This is a genomic window from Pacificimonas sp. ICDLI1SI03 (assembly GCF_054740865.1).
Window position 1 is genome coordinate 1,566,674 of the sequence record NZ_JBSQAU010000001.1, and the last position, 18,870, is coordinate 1,585,543.

Annotated in this window: 12 protein-coding genes; 6 read left to right on the forward strand and 6 right to left on the reverse strand. The window is 58.4% G+C overall.

Features of this window, described 5'->3' with window-relative positions:
• Positions 1 to 89: 89 nt before the first annotated feature.
• Both ACSMXM_RS07635 and ACSMXM_RS07640 read right to left on the reverse strand, forming a co-directional pair.
• Complete coding sequence (locus ACSMXM_RS07635) at positions 90 to 704, reverse strand: hypothetical protein (RefSeq protein WP_054725869.1); 615 nt, start codon at positions 702 to 704, stop codon at positions 90 to 92.
• 3 nt (positions 705 to 707) lie between these two features.
• A complete protein-coding gene (locus tag ACSMXM_RS07640; protein ID WP_088712622.1) occupies positions 708 to 1,625 on the reverse strand; it encodes a hypothetical protein in 918 nt (305 codons plus the stop codon).
• A 1,019-nt stretch (positions 1,626 to 2,644) separates the two neighbouring features.
• On the opposite strand from ACSMXM_RS07640, the gene ACSMXM_RS07645 reads away from it, so the two are divergent.
• The 6 genes from ACSMXM_RS07645 to ACSMXM_RS07670 all read left to right on the forward strand — a co-directional run bounded on the left by ACSMXM_RS07645 (position 2,645) and on the right by ACSMXM_RS07670 (position 13,135).
• Positions 2,645 to 4,042: a M24 family metallopeptidase gene (locus ACSMXM_RS07645; protein WP_460315267.1), complete on the forward strand. Its 1,398-nt coding sequence runs from the start codon at positions 2,645 to 2,647 to the stop codon at positions 4,040 to 4,042.
• 64 nt (positions 4,043 to 4,106) lie between these two features.
• Positions 4,107 to 5,786 carry an alpha/beta hydrolase gene (locus ACSMXM_RS07650; protein ID WP_460315268.1) on the forward strand — a complete coding sequence of 560 codons (1,680 nt, stop codon included), beginning with the start codon at positions 4,107 to 4,109 and terminating at the stop codon, positions 5,784 to 5,786.
• 70 nt (positions 5,787 to 5,856) lie between these two features.
• Positions 5,857 to 8,946 (forward strand): TonB-dependent receptor domain-containing protein, encoded by a 3,090-nt coding sequence (locus tag ACSMXM_RS07655; protein ID WP_460315269.1) that lies wholly within the window; start codon positions 5,857 to 5,859, stop codon positions 8,944 to 8,946.
• Between the two features lie 86 nt (positions 8,947 to 9,032).
• Positions 9,033 to 10,451, forward strand: a complete 1,419-nt coding sequence (locus tag ACSMXM_RS07660) for a M20/M25/M40 family metallo-hydrolase (protein ID WP_460315270.1) — start codon at positions 9,033 to 9,035, stop codon at positions 10,449 to 10,451.
• Positions 10,452 to 10,461: 10 nt separating this feature from the next.
• Positions 10,462 to 11,739 (forward strand): M24 family metallopeptidase, encoded by a 1,278-nt coding sequence (locus ACSMXM_RS07665; RefSeq protein WP_460315271.1) that lies wholly within the window; start codon positions 10,462 to 10,464, stop codon positions 11,737 to 11,739.
• Positions 11,740 to 11,758: 19 nt separating this feature from the next.
• Complete coding sequence (locus ACSMXM_RS07670; protein WP_460315272.1) at positions 11,759 to 13,135, forward strand: M24 family metallopeptidase; 1,377 nt, start codon at positions 11,759 to 11,761, stop codon at positions 13,133 to 13,135.
• Between the two features lie 2 nt (positions 13,136 to 13,137).
• Here the strand turns inward: ACSMXM_RS07670 and ACSMXM_RS07675 are convergent, their stop codons facing one another.
• The 4 genes from ACSMXM_RS07675 to ACSMXM_RS07690 all read right to left on the reverse strand — a co-directional run bounded on the left by ACSMXM_RS07675 (position 13,138) and on the right by ACSMXM_RS07690 (position 18,855).
• Positions 13,138 to 14,379 (reverse strand): M20/M25/M40 family metallo-hydrolase, encoded by a 1,242-nt coding sequence (locus ACSMXM_RS07675; RefSeq protein WP_460315273.1) that lies wholly within the window; start codon positions 14,377 to 14,379, stop codon positions 13,138 to 13,140.
• The gene (locus tag ACSMXM_RS07680) at positions 14,376 to 15,641 is read right to left on the reverse strand and encodes a M24 family metallopeptidase (RefSeq protein WP_460315274.1); all 1,266 of its coding nucleotides are present in this window, start codon (positions 15,639 to 15,641) and stop codon (positions 14,376 to 14,378) included. The genes ACSMXM_RS07675 and ACSMXM_RS07680 overlap by 4 nt, the downstream gene beginning before the upstream one ends.
• A gap of 920 nt (positions 15,642 to 16,561) precedes the next feature.
• Positions 16,562 to 16,900, reverse strand: coding sequence for a hypothetical protein (locus ACSMXM_RS07685; RefSeq protein ID WP_460315275.1), 339 nt, complete (start codon positions 16,898 to 16,900; stop codon positions 16,562 to 16,564).
• Positions 16,901 to 17,073: 173 nt separating this feature from the next.
• Positions 17,074 to 18,855, reverse strand: coding sequence for a DUF885 domain-containing protein (locus tag ACSMXM_RS07690; protein ID WP_460315276.1), 1,782 nt, complete (start codon positions 18,853 to 18,855; stop codon positions 17,074 to 17,076).
• Positions 18,856 to 18,870 lie beyond the last annotated feature (15 nt).

Below are 18,870 nucleotides of genomic sequence, written 5' to 3' on the forward strand. Positions count from 1 at the left end.
GTTCTCTAGGCTCAACCTTGTGATCGGCAGGTGCGGGAAGCGACGCCACCGTTGTAAGCGCCTGGGCTTCCGAGCAGCCGTAGCGCAGGTCATTCGGGGGGTGGTGGCAGCAGAGGCGGCGCCTCGTAGGCTTCTAGCTGCCACGGCCCCTGGTAGTTCTCAATGATGCCTTCGGTCGGCACGGGCATGCCGGCAATGAGCGCGATCTGCCCGAGACACCGGCTCAGGTGTCCGCGTAAGATTTCGAGGCCGTCGAAATAGGCTTGGCGCACGTCCGGCGGTCGATGAAACTCGCCGAAACGTGGATGCGGGGGCGCATCCTTGTCGCGCCGCAACAGCTCCTCGTAAGTCATAAACTGTCGAATACCAGTCGCCATCGCATCGAGCAGAAGGAACAGCGGTCCGTCCTGCAACTCGGCGAGTTCCACCTCTTTGTCGACGATCAACTGGCGGATTTCCTTGAGCGAAGTGAGAGCTCTCTCGATGCAATCGTCGCAACATTCCCACGCAGATAGGACGCGCCGATCGCGCAAACGGAGGACGATCTCGCGCGCCACACGGCGCTCGCGATCTTTAGGGCTGACCGCAATGCTGATGAAAGGCAAGTTCAAGGTGACGTCACCTATCCGGCCAGCGACTTGGCGGCGAGCGCGGGCGAGGAGATCGGTCAGATCGAACTTGAAGGGGATATCGCCACTTCGCACGGCTCAGGCCTCGCCCGGCAGGGTAATTGATGCAGCGAGAGCCGCCCCAATGGGCCCCGATCGGCGTTCGAGGAAATAGCGGACGCGATCGTCATTGCTGTCATCGAACTGCTGTCCAACCTGACAGGTCAGCAGCAGATCGGCAGCCCAGGTTTCGAGCGGCCAATCCCGCCCGACGCAGGCGGATTTCAGCAGGCTGAAGGTGGGAGATTGGCCGTCATTGAGTTCGACAAGAGCGCGGTGGAGGTTGTCGGCATCGACCACCCGATTTCCGACCGGCATGTCGCCAACGCGGATTCGTTTTCGCAGGGGGTAGGTAACTGCGTAGGGAAGCTCAGGCGGTGCGTAGAGCAGGTAGAAGACGGCCTTGCCGAAATCCCGATTGAGCGTGTCGATCAGTTCGACCTGTCGGTGTCCAGCCTGAATTGCGGCGAAGGTGCAGGTTTCGTCGAAGCTGTAGGTTCGGTGGAGTGCGGCGGCTGCTTGCTGCCCATCGCGGCGGATGAACGCATTCATGCCATGAAGGAAACCAATTTCATCTTCGTCTTCGACATCATGGTTAGTCGGAAAGAGACGTTTGGATTGGAGCAGGCCAATCTTCTTCGCCACCAGCTTGTCTTGTCGATAGACGAAGACGAGGATCGCAATATCCGCCGTTTCCCAACGCCGGCGTTGCGGAAAATCCCAATCCCAATGGGGAGCGCCTAGGCGCCGCAAACCACCGATGTTGTGAGTATCCATGCGGATGATCGCGCCCGAAGGCAGGAGCGTCGGCGCACTGTTGGGGATCAGCGCTTCAATCAATCCGTCATCGAGCGATGTCTCGCGGATATTGGGGAGATTGGCCAGGCGCTCACATACGTGGCGGTTTGCGTCCGCGAAGACGCCACGGAACCAGGCAACAACGTCGGCGGGTATCACTGGCCAAGGATTCAATCGCGTTCCCCTCATCTGCCGAGGTAATTGCACTACGCAATCCGACCAAGCGGTATCTACGGCGGCGGCAGAGGCAACTTGCCATCGGGAGGCTCGAAAGTGTGGGCCGTTGATCCTACCCCCGATGCTTCTCGAATAATCAGCGGCGTCGCACTACGCCATAGGGCGGCTACAGGCGCGCGGCGGCGGTTCTATAGGAGTGCAAACGGCGATGTGTATTCGTTATGTTTATCCAGGGCGGGGCACCATTCCCGGTCAGCTGTGGGGACAAAAACGAACGTGCCGCTGGACAGCTTAAGACGTCCGCTGGGCAAGATAAGACGTCCGTTCCGAAAATTTTGCTGGAAATTTGCAGGAGTCCCTGGCGAAAAGCGTGAACGACGCCGCTTCAAATGTGAGGAGCACTGTACATCCACGAGGACTGTCGAGCCGCACGAAATGTGGTTCGGAACCTCAGTCAATCAATCACGCGAGCACAGAACGATTCGCTCATCGGTCTGAGGCGCGATGCTTGGACCAACTGACGCTTTCCCGGACATGGTGCACCGGCAACCCTAAAGTCGTTTCGGTAACAACATAATTATTATTTGGATGCATATATTCAACTTTAGCTATCCGAATTTATTTTATAAATTATTTTATTAAGATATAACGCGCGTCTGGGCTATCACAATTCCATATTTTTTTCTATAAAATTTAATTATCTATCTAAAGAACCGCGTATATCATCAATATTATTTGAATAAATAGTATTTAATACTAGAAATATCATCACGTACATTTGTATAATATTAAAACTATTATATTTAAAAAATATTATAAGTCATAACTGTTCGTTATATCCGTCGACGCGGCCCTGCATCGATGCCCGACACCGACGGCTGCGATATTTTAAACCGGAACCACTTGACAGACTGATGATATTGCGCTGCTGTGCTCTTAGCGATTGGAACTCCTACAGTATCCGGTCAGCGGGGGAACATGTTATGGGATTAAACCGGGCCTTGACGCGTCAGCATTGTGCGCTCGCCTTGCCGTTTTTGATTATGGGGATGGCTGCCACCCCACTATTGCCGGTATCGGCGCAAGTTGTTTCCGACTCCAATGCTGACATTGCTTCGGCTCTGAGGGAGGTTGAAGTTCCTTCGCCTGAACTGCCGGCGATCCTTCCACTCGAAGAACGAGCCGCCCTACGCGACGCTTGGCTCGCTAAGCGCCTCGACACGGTTGTGCCGCAGTTGATGCGCGAGAACGACGTCGACATGTGGATCATGATCGCGCGAGAATATCTGGAAGATCCGGTGGTCTCGACCATGCTGAACGCCACCAGTCTTCGCGCACGGCGCCGCACCATTCTGATCTTCTTCGATCCGGGAGAAGGAAAGCCGCTCGAGCGCCTGACGGTCAGTCGTTACGGACTTGGTGGTTTATTTGCGCCCTCTTGGGATCCGGATACAGAGCCGGACCAGTGGACACGGCTGGGCGAACTAGTTGCAGAACGCGATCCGAAGAAAATCGCAATCAATACTTCGGATGTTACTGCGTTCGGGGATGGGCTGACGCTTAGCCAATATAATGGGCTGATCGGTTCGTTGTCCCAGACTTACCAGGACCGCGTCGTGGCCGGGGAAAATCTGGCGGTTGGTTGGCTGGAAACGCGTATTCCGGCGGAAATGGCGGTTTATCCCGATATTGTCCGGCTAGCGCATGCCATACTCGCCGAGGGACTGTCGCGAGAGGTCATCACGCCTGGGGAAACCACCGTTGAGGATGTCGAATGGTGGTACCGCGAGCGAATCGCAGGGCTAAAGCTGGCGCCGTGGTTCCATCCGTCTGTGCACATTATTCGTGAGGGCGCCGAAGGAGAGTTGTCCGGTCCGGAAGTGATCCGACCCGGTGACCTTATCTGGACAGACTTTGGTATCGTCTATTTGGGACTCAACACGGATACACAGCACCTGGCTTATGTATTGAAACCCGGGGAGACCGAGGCTCCGCAAGGGCTCCGCGATGGCCTTGCCGCCAATAACAAGGTGCAGGACGCGTTGACCTCTTCATTCCAGGTGGGGCGTAGCGGCAACGAGATCCTTGCGGCGGCGCGTGAAAAGGCGATCGCGCAAGGTCTGACCCCCTCGATTTACACGCACCCTATTGGATATCACGGCCATGCGGCCGGTGCTTCCATCGGTTTTTGGGACAATCAGGGGCCGAGTGACAAGGGTGAGTACCGGCTGCGTCCCAATACAGCTTGGTCGATAGAATTGTCGGCCACGGAACCGGTGCCCGAGTGGGGAGGGCAAAAGGTCGCCTTCAAGACTGAGGAGGACGCTTTTTTCGACGGAACGAGCGTCAAATATATTGATGGGCGGCAGACGGAGCTGCGGCTCATACCATCTGAATAAACGGGAAAAGGGGGGTGAGATGAAGAGACGGAGGGTGGGTTTTCGGCGCTTGAGTGCGTGTGCTATGCTTTTGGCTGCGGCGGCAATGCCCGCAGCGGCCGAAGAGTTCGCCGTGTCGCTGCCAACGGGTGCGCCCGCATATGACGGGCGCGTTATCCTGATTCTGACGCCGGACGGAGAGACGGAACCGCGCTTTCAGGTGAATCAGAATATAGATGCGCCGCAGATTTTCGGCGTCAACGTGGACGGCCTCAAGGGCGGCGAGACGGCGCGGATAGACACCGGTGTCCTAGGTTTCCCAGCGGAGGGTTTGAGCCAGGTCCCGGCGGGGGACTATTATGTTCAGGCCGTTCTCCACAAATACGATACATTCGACCTTGCCGCAGGGAAGCAGGTCAAGCTGCCGGCGGCACGCGGCGCCGGGCAGAACTGGCGCAAGGAGCCTGGCAACCTCTATTCGAAGCCGCAGAAAATCAGCTTTGACCCCTCACGAACCGGCGACATCAGTGTGGTCCTCTCCGAGGTAAATCCCGCCATCGACGAGCCCGAGGACACGGAATTCGTGCGCCACTTCAAGATGCGCAGCGAGAAGCTGTCCCAGTTCTGGGGCACGGATGTTTACATTCGCGGCCACGTGCTCGTACCGAAGGACTTTGACGAACATCCGGAAGCGCAATATCCGCTGATGGTGTTTCACGGGCATTTCCCGGCTGATTTCGGGGGCTTCCGTACTACGCCGCCGGATCCGAATCTGGAGTGCGAATATAGTGAGCGCTTCGACGAGCCCTGTTACAATAAGACAGAGCAGCAAGAGGCCTACGACCAGTATCAGCAGTGGATATCTGACGATTTTCCACGGTTTCTGATCGTCGAAATTGATCATTCCAATCCATATTATGACGATAGCTACGCGGTGAATTCCGCCAATCTCGGCCCCTATGGTGACGCGATCACGCACGAATTCATCCCTGCTCTCGAAGAGAAATTTCGTGGCATTGGAGAGGGCTGGTCCCGCTTCCTCTATGGAGGCTCGACGGGTGGGTGGGAGGCCCTCGCCGCCCAGATATTCTATCCGGAGGAATATAATGGCGCCTTTGGCGCGTGTCCGGACCCAATAGATTTTCGTCAGTTCATGGTGACGAACCTCTACGAGGATCCAAACGCCTATTGGAATTTCGGGCCGTTCGGCCGGACGCCGAAGCCTGGCAAGCGCGACTATCTCGGTCACGTTCACTACACTGCCGAGCAGGAGAACCGCTACGAACTGGTTCTGGGCGATAAATCCCGATCCGGTGCGCAATGGGACATTTGGGAAGCGGTTTATTCGCCAATGGCCGATGACGGCTACCCTCAGCGCATTTGGGACAAGCGTACGGGCGAGATCAACAAGGATGTCGCTGCTTATTGGCGCGAAAATTACGACCTTCGCCATATCATGGAGCGTGATTGGGCAACACTCGGTCCGAAGTTACAAGGTAAAATTCACATCTACGTCGGCGACATGGATAATTTTTACCTAAATAACGCCGTTTACCTCGCGGAGGATTTCCTGAAGAAGGCGGATCCGCCGTATCGCGGGGAAATCACTTACGGCGACCGTGACGAGCATTGCTGGAATGGTGATCCTGATCTTCCGAATAGTATTTCCAGACTTCGTTATAATACGATGTATGTTCCGAAGATACTAAAGCGCATTGAAGAGTCAGCGCCGGATGGGGCTGACCTTACGAGTTGGCGTTACTAGCCTCTTTCAGAATACCAACAAGATTAATTCTTAGTCGATGGGTGAGTTGTGCCCGACAAAGGAGATAATGATGAAAATTAAGCTCGCCAAAGGACTTTTACTGTCCACCAGCATCCTAATGAGCCTTGCGGCCCCCGCCTTTGCTCAGGTCCAGGATACCGCTCCCGATACAGACGCGGAACTGCCGGGCACCGTCCCAGTGCCCCAGCAAACCACAGGCGCAGAGTCCGCCGAGATTGTCGTTACCGGCTCGCGCATTCGCTCGGCAAACCTTACGAGCGTCAGCCCTGTAACCACGCTGCAGTCAGAGGAGTTCCTGCAGCGAGGAACGGTCCGCACCGAGGATCTTCTTAATCAGTTGCCGCAGGTTTTCGCCGCGCAGGGTGCCGCAAACTCCAACGAAGCGACTGGTACCGCCCAGGTCGACCTTCGCGGTCTGACTCCAAGTCGGACCCTCGTTCTCGTCAACGGTCGGCGCCTTCCCTATGGCTCGCCAAAGAATATCCCATCAGACGTAAACCAGGTGCCGACACCGCTGATCGAGAGCGTGGAGGTGCTGACAGGCGGCGCGTCCGCAGTCTACGGCTCGGACGCCATCGCTGGCGTCGTAAACTTCAAGCTGATTGATGATTTCGAAGGGCTGCGCTTGTCCGGCAACCTGTCCGTGTCGCAGCATAGTAACGGCCGGGATGAATTACGTGACCTTTTAGACCGGAATGACGAGGTGGTTCCGGGGGCTTATCCAAAGCCGGACACCACCGTCTGGAACGGCTTTACCCAGGAATACTCCGCGGTCATGGGCGCAAATCTGGACGAGGGACGCGGCAACGTCACCGCCTATGCGACCTATCGCAAGGTGAACCCGATCCTGCAGAAAGATTTCGACTATAGTGCTTGTGCCCTCGGGACAGCGGGCGAGGGCGGCGGCGAATATTCCTGCAGTGGCTCTGGCACGAACAAACCGGCGAACTTCACTAATTCTAGCCAGATCCCCGGGCTCCCAACGTCCTTTCGGGCCACCGGCGACGGCCAGTTCGTTCCCGGCACCAGTACATATAATTTTGCGCCGGATAATTATTACCAACGTCCGGATGAACGCTACGCAATTGGCGCCTTCGCACATTATGAGATCAATGATCATCTAGTGCCTTACATGGAAGTCAACTTCATGGATGACCGGTCCGTCGCGCAAATCGCGCCGGGCACTGTGGCGGCGGGCATTACTGTAAACGCGAGCGGTATCAGCGGAATAAACTGTGACAACCCCTTCCTCAGCGACCAGCAAGCTAATTTCCTCTGCACGAGTAACGGTTTATCGACTGGCAGTATCTATGATGCCGAAGGTAATTATGTTGGACCGGAATCGGTTGCAGAAGGCGTACGGGTCGCTCGCCGCAACGTGGAGGGCGGGCCACGCCAGGACGATATTCGTCACCAGACCTATCGACTGGTAGGTGGCCTCCGCGGCGAGCTTGCTGGCCCGTTCCGCTATGACGTCTTCGCGTCATATTCGAACGTCACGCTGAATAGTACGTTCAGTGGCGATTCCAATCGGCAGCGGACGGCGAATGCCTTCTTCGCAGTACGGGATTCGGGGGGCAATATCGTCTGCGCGATTAATGCCGATGGAAACCCCGACAATGACGATCCCGCCTGCGCCCCGCTCGACTATTTCGGGGCGGATGCCGGCCAAGAAGCGACTGACTACACTGCCGAAGTGAAAAGCATTCAAGGCACGACCAGCCTGACCAACATCGTTGCGGTCATCGACGGTGATCTGGGCGAATACGGGATCGCCTCGCCTTGGGCAGACGGCGGTGTGGGCATAGCCTTCGGTGCCGAGTATCGCAAAAACGCGGTCGACTATAATCCAGACGAAATCTACCAGAACGCAGCAAGCCCGGAAATCCCGATTGCTGGCTCGGTCACCGCGAAAGAGCTGTTCGGCGAGGTCATTGTTCCCATCGTAGAGGGTCGGCCCGGCATCGACCTTTTGTCCTTCGAGGGCGCATATCGCTACTCCGACTATGATTCCGGCTTTGAGACAGACACCTACAAGCTGGGATTGAACTACTCGCCTATCCGCGACCTTCGTCTCCGCGGTAGCTTCCAGCGGGCGGTCCGTGCCCCGAACGTTATCGAACTGCTTTCAAGCCAGTCTTTGTTCGAGGTCGAATTGACGCAGAACGCCAACGGTTCGTTCGATCCCTGTGCGGGCTCGACCCCCGCTGCCAGCCTGGCCGCTTGCGCCAATACCGGCGTTACAGCAGCGCAGTACGGCAATATCGTCGACAACCCAGCGGGCCAGTTTAACTCGCTTATTGGCGGCAATCCTGACCTGCAGCCGGAAACGGCCAATACATGGTCGCTTGGCGGCGTGTTGCAGCCGGCCTTCGTGGGGGGACTCACGATTTCAGTCGATTACTTCAGTATCGAAGTCGAAGACCTTGTAGGTAGCGTCAATCCAAACCTCGCGCTGCCAAACTGTCTGGCGAGCGGCGACGAGTTCTTCTGTAACCTGATCCAGCGCGATTCCTCCGGATCGCTGTGGCAGGGCGAGCAGGGGTTCTTCCGCCGCTTTAACGTCAATACAGGGTCGCTAGAAACCAGCGGCGTTGATTTGACGGTCAATTATCAGACGAATCTGGATACGCTCGGAATGGGGGACGCCGGGTCCGTCAACTTCAATCTGGTCGGCACATATCTTGACAGTTACAAGACCGTGCCGCTGCCGGACTCTCCGGACAGTGACATTTACGAGTGCAAAGGTCTTTATGCAGGCCTCTGTGGTCGCCCCCGTCCCGAATGGCGTCACAAATTGTTGACGACCTGGATGTCGCCATGGGACTTCGATGTATCTTTGACGTGGCGGTACGTGTCGAGCGTCGACATTGCGCAGACGAGTTCACAGCCTGCGCTTAGCGGCAGCTTTGCCGAGGTGAATGAAACACTTGGCTCGCGGAACTATTTCGACTTGGCAGGCAGCTACGAGATCCGGGAGGCCTTTACGATCAGGGCGGGCGTGAATAACGTTTTCGACCGCGATCCGCCGCTAACGACAACGGCAGCGATCGAGGACGGAGGTAACGGGAACACGTATCCGCAATTCTATGACGCCGCCGGCCGTTACCTGTTCGTGGGCGCTACCGTCGATTTCTAGTAGTTGCCTCCGCTAAAATACCTGCGGGGGAGCCATTTCCCGGCTCTCCCGCTATTTTCTTCCGCAAGCGGAAAAGGACCCGCCCGATGCCCTCAACATTCCGCCTTCTGGCCTGCAGTGCTCTCGCGATTGCCAGTATCTCCTTCGCCGTTCCGGCGGCAGCGCAGGTCGATCAAAAGGACCAAAGCGAGGCCCGGGAAGTGCTGGAAGAAATCATGTCCTTCCGCACGGCCGCGGGCGAGGGACAGGTTCCCGCCATGGCTGAAGCACTGGCAGCACGTCTAACCGAAGCCGGGTTTTCCAGCGAGGACATCCAGTATGTGCCGATCGATAAGAACGGCGAAAAGACCGTTGGTCTCGTCGTTCGATACCAGGGTTCAGACCCCGAAATGAAGCCGATCGCGATCCTGGGTCATATGGATGTGGTTGGCGCGGTGCCGGACAATTGGGAAACCGACCCCTTCGTTCCTACTGAGAAAGAAGGGTATCTTTACGGCCGGGGCGCGGTGGACAACAAGGCTGGCATCGCGGCGGTTACGACAACTTTCATTCAGCTGAAGAGAGAAGGATTCCAACCCGAGCGGACGCTGCTGATTGCGTTTTCGGGAGACGAGGAAACCGGCATGGAAACCACCCGTGCCCTGACGCAGCATCCATGGGTTTCCGAAGCGGTGCTTGCGCTGAACTCCGACGCAGGATCTGGCGCAGTTGAAGATGGCAAGTACAGCTTCTCGATCCAGTCGGCGGAAAAGACCTTCGCAACGTTTTTCCTGTCAGCGACCAATCCCGGCGGACATAGCTCCGCTCCAGGACCGGACAATGCGATCTACGACCTTGCGTCCGCACTGATGAACCTGTCGAACCTGAAATTTCCTGTACAGTTCAACGAAATTACGCGGCCTATCGTTGCTAATCTGGCCGAGGAGCAGGGCGGTGAGCTGGGCAGCGCGCTTGAGACCCTGCTGGCCGACCCGGCAAATGCCGGCGCGCACGACGTTGTGCAAAAATATCCGCAATATACGAATATCCTTTGGACCACCTGCGTTCCGACGATGCTGTCGGCTGGCAACGCGCCGAACGCGTTGCCGCAAAATGCGACAGGGACGGTCAATTGCCGGATTTTTCCTGGTACCAGCGTCGAATCCGTGCAGCAGGACATGGTCAACGCAATTAACAATTCCGAGATCGCCGTTACGTTGGACGGGGAGCCAGTAGAGAGCCCTGTCTCTCCCCCAAATGAGGCGCTGTTTTCTGCCCTCAGGGACGCAGTTCACAGCAACTACCCCGGTGCACCCGTAACACCCAGCATGTCGGCAGGTGGAACCGACGGGCGCGAGTTTCGACGCGCTGGCATTCCCACCTACGGCGCTGGCAGCCTGGCGCTAAAACGGCCGGAAGACAGCCGTGCGCATGGTATTGACGAGCGCGTACCCCTGGAATCCTTCTATAAGGAATTGAATTATTGGCGCGGCCTGCTGCGGGATGTCGGGTCGATGGAACTGTAGGGAGTCGAGTATGACTGGCGATGGAGTGGCACGCAGGGACCTGTTCGGCCTAGGCGCAATCTGGGCCGCAGGTTCAGCGGGTCTGATGATATCCGCTCCATTGGCGGCGGCGCCAGCCCAGGATGCCCGTGCGCCGACTGACGTCCCCCGTCGTCCGGCGCCTATCAGCAGCGCAGAGCGAATGGGGCGGCTGCAGAAGGCGAGCGAAGCGTTGCGTGTGGCAGGCTTCGGCGCGATGCTTGTGGAGGCTGGCTCAACCCTGTCCTACCTGACGGGCGTCGACTGGTGGCGCAGCGAGCGCCTGACCGCCGCTCTTATCGGCGCAGACGGCGACGTGATGATCGTGACGCCGGGTTTTGAACAGCCCTCCATAGAGGAGATGCTGGCGGTGCCTGCGGATGTCCGTGTCTGGCAGGAGGATGAAGACCCGGCGCGGGTCGTTCACGGCTGGCTGCGGGAAAGACGCCTCGACACGCGGCCGCTCGCCGTGGAGCCCACTGTGCGCTTTTTTGCAATTGATGGCCTGCGCGCGCTGCAGCCGGACCTGAATGTCCGCAGCGCAGCGGCAATCGTCAACAGCCTTCGCATGATCAAGTCGCCGGCAGAGTTGGCGCTGATGCAGCACGCGGCCGACATCACCGAAGCAGCGTACCGCGCGACGGGCCCGCAGATATCGGCCGGTATGGAGGCAACAGACATTTTCGCGATAATGAGCGCGGAGATGGCCGCGCGCGGTGGCGCTACACCCTCCGGCGGGATCCAGATCGGCGAAGGCAGCGCCTTACCGCATGGGTCGAAAAGGGTCGAAACGGTTGGACCCGGATCGGTTATCCTGATGGACTGTGCCTGTAGGGTCGACGGCTATTTTTCCGATATATCCCGCACTGCGGTGTTTGGCGAACCCACCGCACGCCAGCGGGAAGTTTGGCAGCACGTCCGGGAAGGGCAGAACGTGGCGATGGAGGCAGCGCAGCCTGGCACACCCGCCGGCAAAGTGGATGACGCCGTTCGCGCTTATTACGAAAGTCTGGGATGGGGTCCGGGTTACCAGACCCCCGGCCTGCCCCATCGCACCGGCCACGGCATCGGGCTCGACATCCACGAGCCTGTAAATCTCGTACATGGAGAGTCGACGCCACTGGCGGCAGGCATGTGCTTCTCCAACGAGCCCGGTCTTTACATCCCGGGCAGCTTCGGCGTCCGGCTTGAGGACTGTTTCTATATGACACCGCAGGGTGCGCGCTTCTTCACGCGGCCCCCGCCGACCCTTGAGCAGCCATTTGCCTGACAGGCGTGGGGAGAGAAATATGAGAACCGCGTACTTACTTACCGTCGCCGGATTGGCCACCGCCGTCCTCGCAATGACGCCAGCCGACGCGCAGGCGACATATACACCTGACCAGGGGGAGGCGGACATGGCGCCGGCTCTGCCGCCGATTCTAACTCTGCGCGAGCAGGCGGCCGTCAAGGATGCGTGGCTGGAGGAGCGATTTACGACGGTGCTTCCAGAGCTGATGCGCGCCAATAATATCGATATGTGGATTTTGGTTGCGCGCGAGTATCTGGAGGATCCGGTCGTGTCCACGATGCTGAATGCAACCAGCCTTCGCGCCCGGCGTCGCACAATCCTCGTCTTTTACGATCCCGGGGACGGACAGCCGGTGGAGCGGCTGGTGGTCAGCAAGCACGGAATGGGAAGCCTCTTCGAGGGCGCGTGGGATATGGAGGCGCAACCCGATCAATGGGCGCGGCTCGCCGAGATCGTAGCTGAGCGTGAACCGAACAGCATTGCGCTCAACACTTCGTCGCTGACGGCATTCGCCGATGGAATGACACACAGCCAGTATGAAGATCTTATGGCGGCGCTTCCTTCCCAATATCGCGATCGCATTGTGCCCGGCTACCCCCTCGCCGTAGGCTGGCTGGAGCGGCGTACGCCGGCGGAGATGACGCGCTATGCCGAAATGGTGCGGACCGCCCATGCGATCATAGGAGAAGGCTTTTCGAACGCCGTCGTGACACCGGGTGAGACCACGAACCACGACCTTGTTTGGTGGTACCGGCAGCGGGTCAATGATCTGGGCCTCGATTCCTGGTTCCATCCCTCGGTTGAAATTACACGCCAGGGCGTTCCCGGCGTACTGCGGGAGGAGGACAGCGTTATCCAGAAGGGTGACATGCTGCGCGTCGATTTTGGCATAAACTATCTTGGGCTCAATACGGATACGCAGCACGTCGCCTATGTGCTGCGTGAAGGGGAGACGGACGCGCCGGCAGGCCTCAGGGCAGGCTTGGCCTCGAATAACCGCGTGCAAGATGCGCTCACCAGCAATTTCGCCGTGGGCCTTACTGGCAATGAAGTGCTGGCGCGGGCACGGGCGGATGCCATTGCCGCTGGACTTCAGCCCACCATCTACACGCACCCGATCGGCTATCACGGTCATGGCGCGGGCAGCACCATAGGTTTGTCAGAAAATCAGGAATGGGTCGATCGGGGCGAGTATCCGGTAATGCCCAACACGGCCTGGTCCATCGAATTGAAGGCTACCGAGCCGGTTCCAGAATGGGGCGGACAGATAGTGGACTTCAAGAGCGAGGAGGACGCATTCTTTGACGGTGAGCGCGTACAATATGTGGACGGTCGCCAGATCCGGTTTCATCTGATCGGCGAAATAGGCGAGTAAGTTTAATCGGGCGGTGGCAAGGCCTCGCCCAAAGCAACGGCTAGCAGCGCAACGAGGCGGGCCGTCCGATGCAGAACGGGGATGCTCGCCCATTCGTCCGATTGGCCGCGCATGCCGCCCCGCTCACCGCCCAAGCCAATGGCGGGCGTACCGCCGCCTATGGCGATGTTGAGATTGGCGGATCCGGCATTCGTCAGTTCTGCCGATCGGCCCTCGCCGCGGGCAATGGCTGAGGCCCAGCGAACCAGGCTGCTCTCCCGCGCTCCGGCGATCTGCCCGCCGGGGACGAGGTTCACCGCTTTGCGTTTCAATTCTATGCCCGTGTCGCGAGATACGTCGGCCATAATGGCATCCACGTCAGCTTCGATGGCAGCTATTCTACCGGCATCGAGCGAACGAATGTCCAGGGAAAACCACCCCTCCGCCGGTTTGTGGTTGAACACCTTTCCGCTTTCGATCACCGCGATATTGAGTCGGGTCATGTCCAGCTCGTCTGCAGCAGCTGGAAGCGCAAAGATGCGAGAAACCGCTTCGGCTATGCCTCGATTCACGTTCGGTAATCCCCCGCGCAGCGTATGTCCCGAAGGGCCACCCGCCTCCACCCGCCACCAGTGGATACCCAGCGCGCCATAAGAAATATCTGATCCATCCCCAAGAATGTCGATGAATGCCGCCGCATCATCGCGATATTCCTCATAAAGCGCCCTCATTCCGTTCAGGCCGGTCTCTTCCTGGGCGACAGCTGCGAAAATGATATCGTGTTCGGGCTGAAAACCTACCGACACCAGCGCTTCGGCGGCCGCCAACATCGCTGCCGTGGTAAGCGAGGTGTTACTGCCCGGACCCACAATGCGGTCGCGCTGCCGCTCCAATGGTGTGCCAGCATCGCGCTGATGCTCGGCCACGGTCGCGAGATCGTCGAGCGTGGAGACAAAAACCAGCGCTTGGCCAGGAGACCGTCCAGCAATGCGCCCAACGGCGTTTGGTGCCTCGGTGATCTCTACGTCTGCCAGCCCTGCTTCCCGCATGAGTTCAGCCACTTTGGCAGCGCGTTCGTGCTCTTCCCCGGACGGAGAGATGATGCTGCCGATGGCGATCAACTCACCCTCCGCTTCCGCCTCTCCTGCATCGAGGGAGCTAAGGACCGCACCTCCGACATCATTGCCGCGGAGACTCTCTTGTGCGGGAAGAGGCGAGGCCACGAGGCACAGTGCGGTCGCTGAAGCGAGCCTGAGGGGGGTCATTGCCGTGGGATCAATATGAATTCGTCCTGCGAGCCGTCGAAGAAGCTGAATTCCCCATCTTCATCGAGGTACCCGTTTTCCTCGTACATGAAACGGACCTTCTGCCCGCCCCATTCGGGGACGTCGTGCTGCGCATTTAGCTCGATCGACCAGGCGGTGCGCGGTTGGATGACATATTCCCCCATGGATGGCACTTTGTCCTGCCGCTCCCAGGCGCCGATCCACGTGCCGGCCCCGTGTCCATGAAACCCAAGAGGGTGGCTATAGATCGTGCCGTCGACGCCCTCCGCCTCGACCTGTGCGCGGGCAGCGGCAAGCGTTGCATCCCCGCTGCGTCCCGGTTTCAGGTTTGCAACCAGTGCAGACTTCACCCGGTTCATGGCGGCGAGGCCGTCCTGAAGACCCCGTGGTGCGGCGGTTTCGTGCGGGCGAAGCACGTACGCGACGCGCTGCACATCTGTCTTCAGGCCCAAATAATCGATGCCGAAATCGACGTGCAGCATGTCGCCAGGCATGATGACCGTGTCGCCGCGCAGCCCCATTTGCTGCACCCCGAAGCTGCCGCTGCCGTCGCGCTGGATTGCGACGCTGGGCTGGAACCAGGTGTCGAGGCCAAGCCCGTTCACGCGATTCCGCAGCCACCATACCACGTCGTCCGACGTGGTCACTCCGGGCGTAACAACCCGGTCGGAGAAGGCCTCTTCGATAATCGAATGGGTAATGCGTGACAGTTGCGGATAGGTTGCCATCTCTGCCGGGATCCGGCGTTCGAGCCAGCCGATCGCAAGTTCTTTTTTGGGTGAGATACGTGCAGCAAGGTCTGGGCCGAGCGCGCGCTGAAGTGCCTGCAAGTGACTGGCGGAGAGGCCATCTGCGAGTGGAAAATGCTCGGCCATGTTAACTGCTATGGTCTGGGGCTGGCGCTCCGCGATGACGGTTGCAAGGCGCTTCCACTGGTCCTCTTCTGCATCCGGATCCCATGCGCTTTCAAAGTTCGCGACCGGATAGCGCGTCAAAGCCAGCCGCTCGACCCCTGCTGCGCCGCGATCGAAAAAAAGAAGAATGGTGCGGCGCCGCGCCGTCAGCCATTCTGCTGGCAACATCGTCCGGGCCACGGGATCCTCATTATATTCCCCCGCGATTATCAGCCACATGTCTGCACCCTCCCGGCGCATCAACTCCGGAACCACATTGTCCAGCCGATCGACCAGCCAGCGGTTCCGTACCTCGGCGCGCACCTGGAGAGGGGCAATAGCAGGCATGTGCGATCCGGGGGTCTGCACCACATAAGCGTTCTGACTGCTATCGGAGTGCTGCGCCGTGGCAGTCGTGCTCGCGAAGAGAAGCGCTGCGAACAAGAAGGATTTTATACCGCAAGATGCCACACCTATCTCCCCGTATCGATGATTTCTTCTTAGCTTGGTGCGAACAACATTCAATGCATTCGGTTAAACTGCGCAGCAGAACCCAATCCCCATCTACCTTTTTTTAACAAGGATACACGACATGCTTGTCACCATTTAAAATCGATTACCATCCCGGCCATATGCCCGCTCATGCGCGGCTGCACGTAGATCGGAGCCCGAGGAGAAGCTTGTCCATTCGCTTGGTTTGGCGGATCGCTGAGGTGGAGAGGCTTGCAGCGAAGTTAAGCTCATTCCTGTTGTGGTTATGCCGGCCGATTTCCGCCTCGCTGGCAGCCTTCGAACACTGGTCGCCACCTTCCGAACAGACCAGCATGCCGCCCATCGTCTGACGCTTCCAGGTCCCAATGATCGTATGGGGATGCCATGCTCCGCTTTCAGCTCCGCCAGCGTCTGGTCGCGCCGGATAGCTTATATGGCCCCTTCGCCTTGAACTACGCGCTGTAGCACTGCCCCGTCGTCTTCATTTCCATCCATTCCTTCAGGTCGGGATGAGCTGAACACCCTGTCCGAAGTTCCGGGACTACCTCAGACTTCGTTCTTGCGGCGGAAGGCTCAGACTTCGTTCTTGCGGCGGAAGGTCGGCGCTTCTCAAACTGCGCGCATGGCAGGGAGCCCGGCTGCTCGGTTTAAGCGATTGCGAACGGTCGCCAGACATCAAGCGTTGCAATCGCTGGCGCCAGCTAGGTAGTGAGAACTTCGTCGCACCCATTTACACCAAGCGCAGGCGATGAAGCGATCGACAAAGCGCGATTTGATCAGCGTTGCTTCTTGGCAATGGGCGCGGTGAAATCCGGGTCCTTGCTTGCCACCCAATCGACAAATTTGCGCACGTTGGGGTTTGCGAGCAGTCCCTCCACATCCATGCCATGGCGCTGTAATTCGGAAGTGGTGAAATTGCCGATCAGCGTCTGCTGGCACATGGAATGCATGGGCACGACATCACGCCCGCCCCGGCTTTTCGGCACAGGATGGTGCCAGACAATGGTTTCGCCGGTGGGCCGACCACAGAGCCAGCATGGTGGAACTATCGCCTCAGTTTCGTCGTCACGATGCAAGTCTTCAGACGGACCGTGTTTTGAGTATTTGCGGCCCATGCGTTTATCTATGCCTAAACTTGCGGTGCTCACCTATAGCGGTGTGGTTGGCGAAACGACACCGACATGTGCAGCTAAAAGCTCACCAAACCTGCTCTCGCGGGCGTTCCTTGTCCCGGTGTCAATGGTTGATCCATATAGAGCATTACCGTGCGGCTAATGTTCGATGAGCGCTACCGTAAGAATCTTTCGCGCCGCTTAGTGACGTAACGGTCAACGTCAGCTTCCACCACTGCCATCGGTCGGGCGCCGGGCGCGAGGAGCACTTCGTGAAATTCGCGGATGTCGAAAGCTGAGCCAAGCGCGTCTTCCGCATGGTGGCGCAATTCCCAGAATTTGTCATAGCCGGAACGATATGCAAGCGCCTGCCCCGGGATACTCACTGAATATCGAAGTGACTCCGAGGCAATTTCCACGTCCGACAACGACGTGACGTCGTGCATGTAGGCGCGCGCCTTTTCGAGCGGCCAGCCGAAATAATTCATGCCGGTATCGACGACCAATCGCGCGGCCAGAAACATCTCATTGACGTAACGCCCGTAGAGCGCCTCCGGTGTATCGTAGAGACCGAGTTCAATACCGAGGCTGGCGGCATATTCGCCCCAGCCTTCGTTAAAGGCCCCTGCCACATAATGTTTGCGGAAGGGCGTAAGCGCGGCGTTCTCCTCTTGCAGCGCAATCTGGAAATGATGGCCCGGAATGAGCTCGTGATAAATAAGCGTACCCGCGTTGACGAGTGAGCGCTTTTCGAGATTGGAGCCATTATAATGATATATCCCGCGCGGCTCCGCTTTTGTTGGCGCGCTGTAATAGCCAAAGGTCTGACCTTGTTCGGCCGCGAGCGGCAGGCGCTTGACGCCATATGGGGCCGTGGGCACGGCACGAAAATAGTCTGCCACCTTCGGCTCGATGGCGCGAATGTAGCGCCAATAGCTAGCCTCTACGTCGGCGGGCGACGTGGCGAGAAAGCGCGGGTCGGTACTCAGCTTGGCGTAGAATGCGCGCGAACTGGCACTGGAACCGAGCTGCTCACGGATTTCCTCCATGCGCGCTGAAATATCGGCGACTGCGGCGAGTCCCTGCTGATGCAGCTGCTCCGGGGTTGCATCGATGGTGGTGTGACGCCGTATCAATTTGCGATAGACGTCCTTTCCGCCCGGATATTGGCCGATTCCTACCGCTTCTGGCGCCTCGGCCTCATAGTCCGCGCCGACGGCGGCAATAATGTCGACATAGGCAGGAGCGACGCGTTGCGTAATAACACGATCAAAACCCTCATTCAGCGCGGCGCGCGCGGGAGGGTCGAGCCGCGCTAACCGCTCCTCAGCCGGACGCAATTCGTCTGCACTGTCGGCGAGCGCTGTCCAGGTCGAGCGAATGACCGGCAGAATAGCCTTGGGCATGTAGATCCCGCGCGCTTTCTGCGCTTCCAACTTGGCAAATAGCGACTCAAGCATCGCGCCATATGCTTCTATTAAAGAAAGGTAGTTTTCGGCGTTCTCCGCCGTCTCGAGCGGCTGGGCGGCCAGTACCTGATTGGCATACCCAATCATCATCGGTGCCTGATAGGGGGTAAGATCGAACGTCAGCCAATATTCTGCCTCGTCGGGCGCGACCCCAGACAGCTCGAACTGGAGGATGCCGAATGTCTGACGATCGGTTTCATTCAGGTGCTGGGGATCGACCTTAGAGAGCTCGGCTTTCCACGCCGCCCGCTTCTCGGCCTGCTTTCGCACCGGAGCCAGCGAGTAGTCGGCAAATGTCGTGACTGGCTTGCCCAGTCGGAATTGGGCCTGGAAACTCGCTGCGATCCGTTCCTGCTCTATCCTGTCCGCAAGCTCGTGGAGCACCGCACGATCTCCGCTCTTCTGAATGTCTTGGGGTGGAGCGGCAGCGCCGGGCTGGATCGTTCCTGTCAGCAAAAGCAGGGGCAGCAGGATTTTCATTCTCTTCATGGCGGCACTCCCTAT

What these genes read in the sequence shown, in the direction of transcription:
- ACSMXM_RS07650 (WP_460315268.1), top strand. Translation starts at nt 4,107, where the DNA reads ATGCTTTTGGCTGCGGCGGCAATGCCCGCAGCGGCCGAAGAGTTCGCC.
- ACSMXM_RS07655 (WP_460315269.1), top strand. Translation starts at nt 5,857, where the DNA reads ATGAAAATTAAGCTCGCCAAAGGACTTTTACTGTCCACCAGCATCCTA.
- ACSMXM_RS07660 (WP_460315270.1), top strand. Translation starts at nt 9,033, where the DNA reads ATGCCCTCAACATTCCGCCTTCTGGCCTGCAGTGCTCTCGCGATTGCC.
- ACSMXM_RS07665 (WP_460315271.1), top strand. Translation starts at nt 10,462, where the DNA reads ATGACTGGCGATGGAGTGGCACGCAGGGACCTGTTCGGCCTAGGCGCA.
- ACSMXM_RS07670 (WP_460315272.1), top strand. Translation starts at nt 11,759, where the DNA reads ATGAGAACCGCGTACTTACTTACCGTCGCCGGATTGGCCACCGCCGTC.
- ACSMXM_RS07675 (WP_460315273.1), bottom strand. Translation starts at nt 14,379, where the DNA reads ATGACCCCCCTCAGGCTCGCTTCAGCGACCGCACTGTGCCTCGTGGCC.
- ACSMXM_RS07680 (WP_460315274.1), bottom strand. Translation starts at nt 15,641, where the DNA reads ATGCCTGCTATTGCCCCTCTCCAGGTGCGCGCCGAGGTACGGAACCGC.
- ACSMXM_RS07685 (WP_460315275.1), bottom strand. Translation starts at nt 16,900, where the DNA reads ATGGGCCGCAAATACTCAAAACACGGTCCGTCTGAAGACTTGCATCGT.
- ACSMXM_RS07690 (WP_460315276.1), bottom strand. Translation starts at nt 18,855, where the DNA reads ATGAAGAGAATGAAAATCCTGCTGCCCCTGCTTTTGCTGACAGGAACG.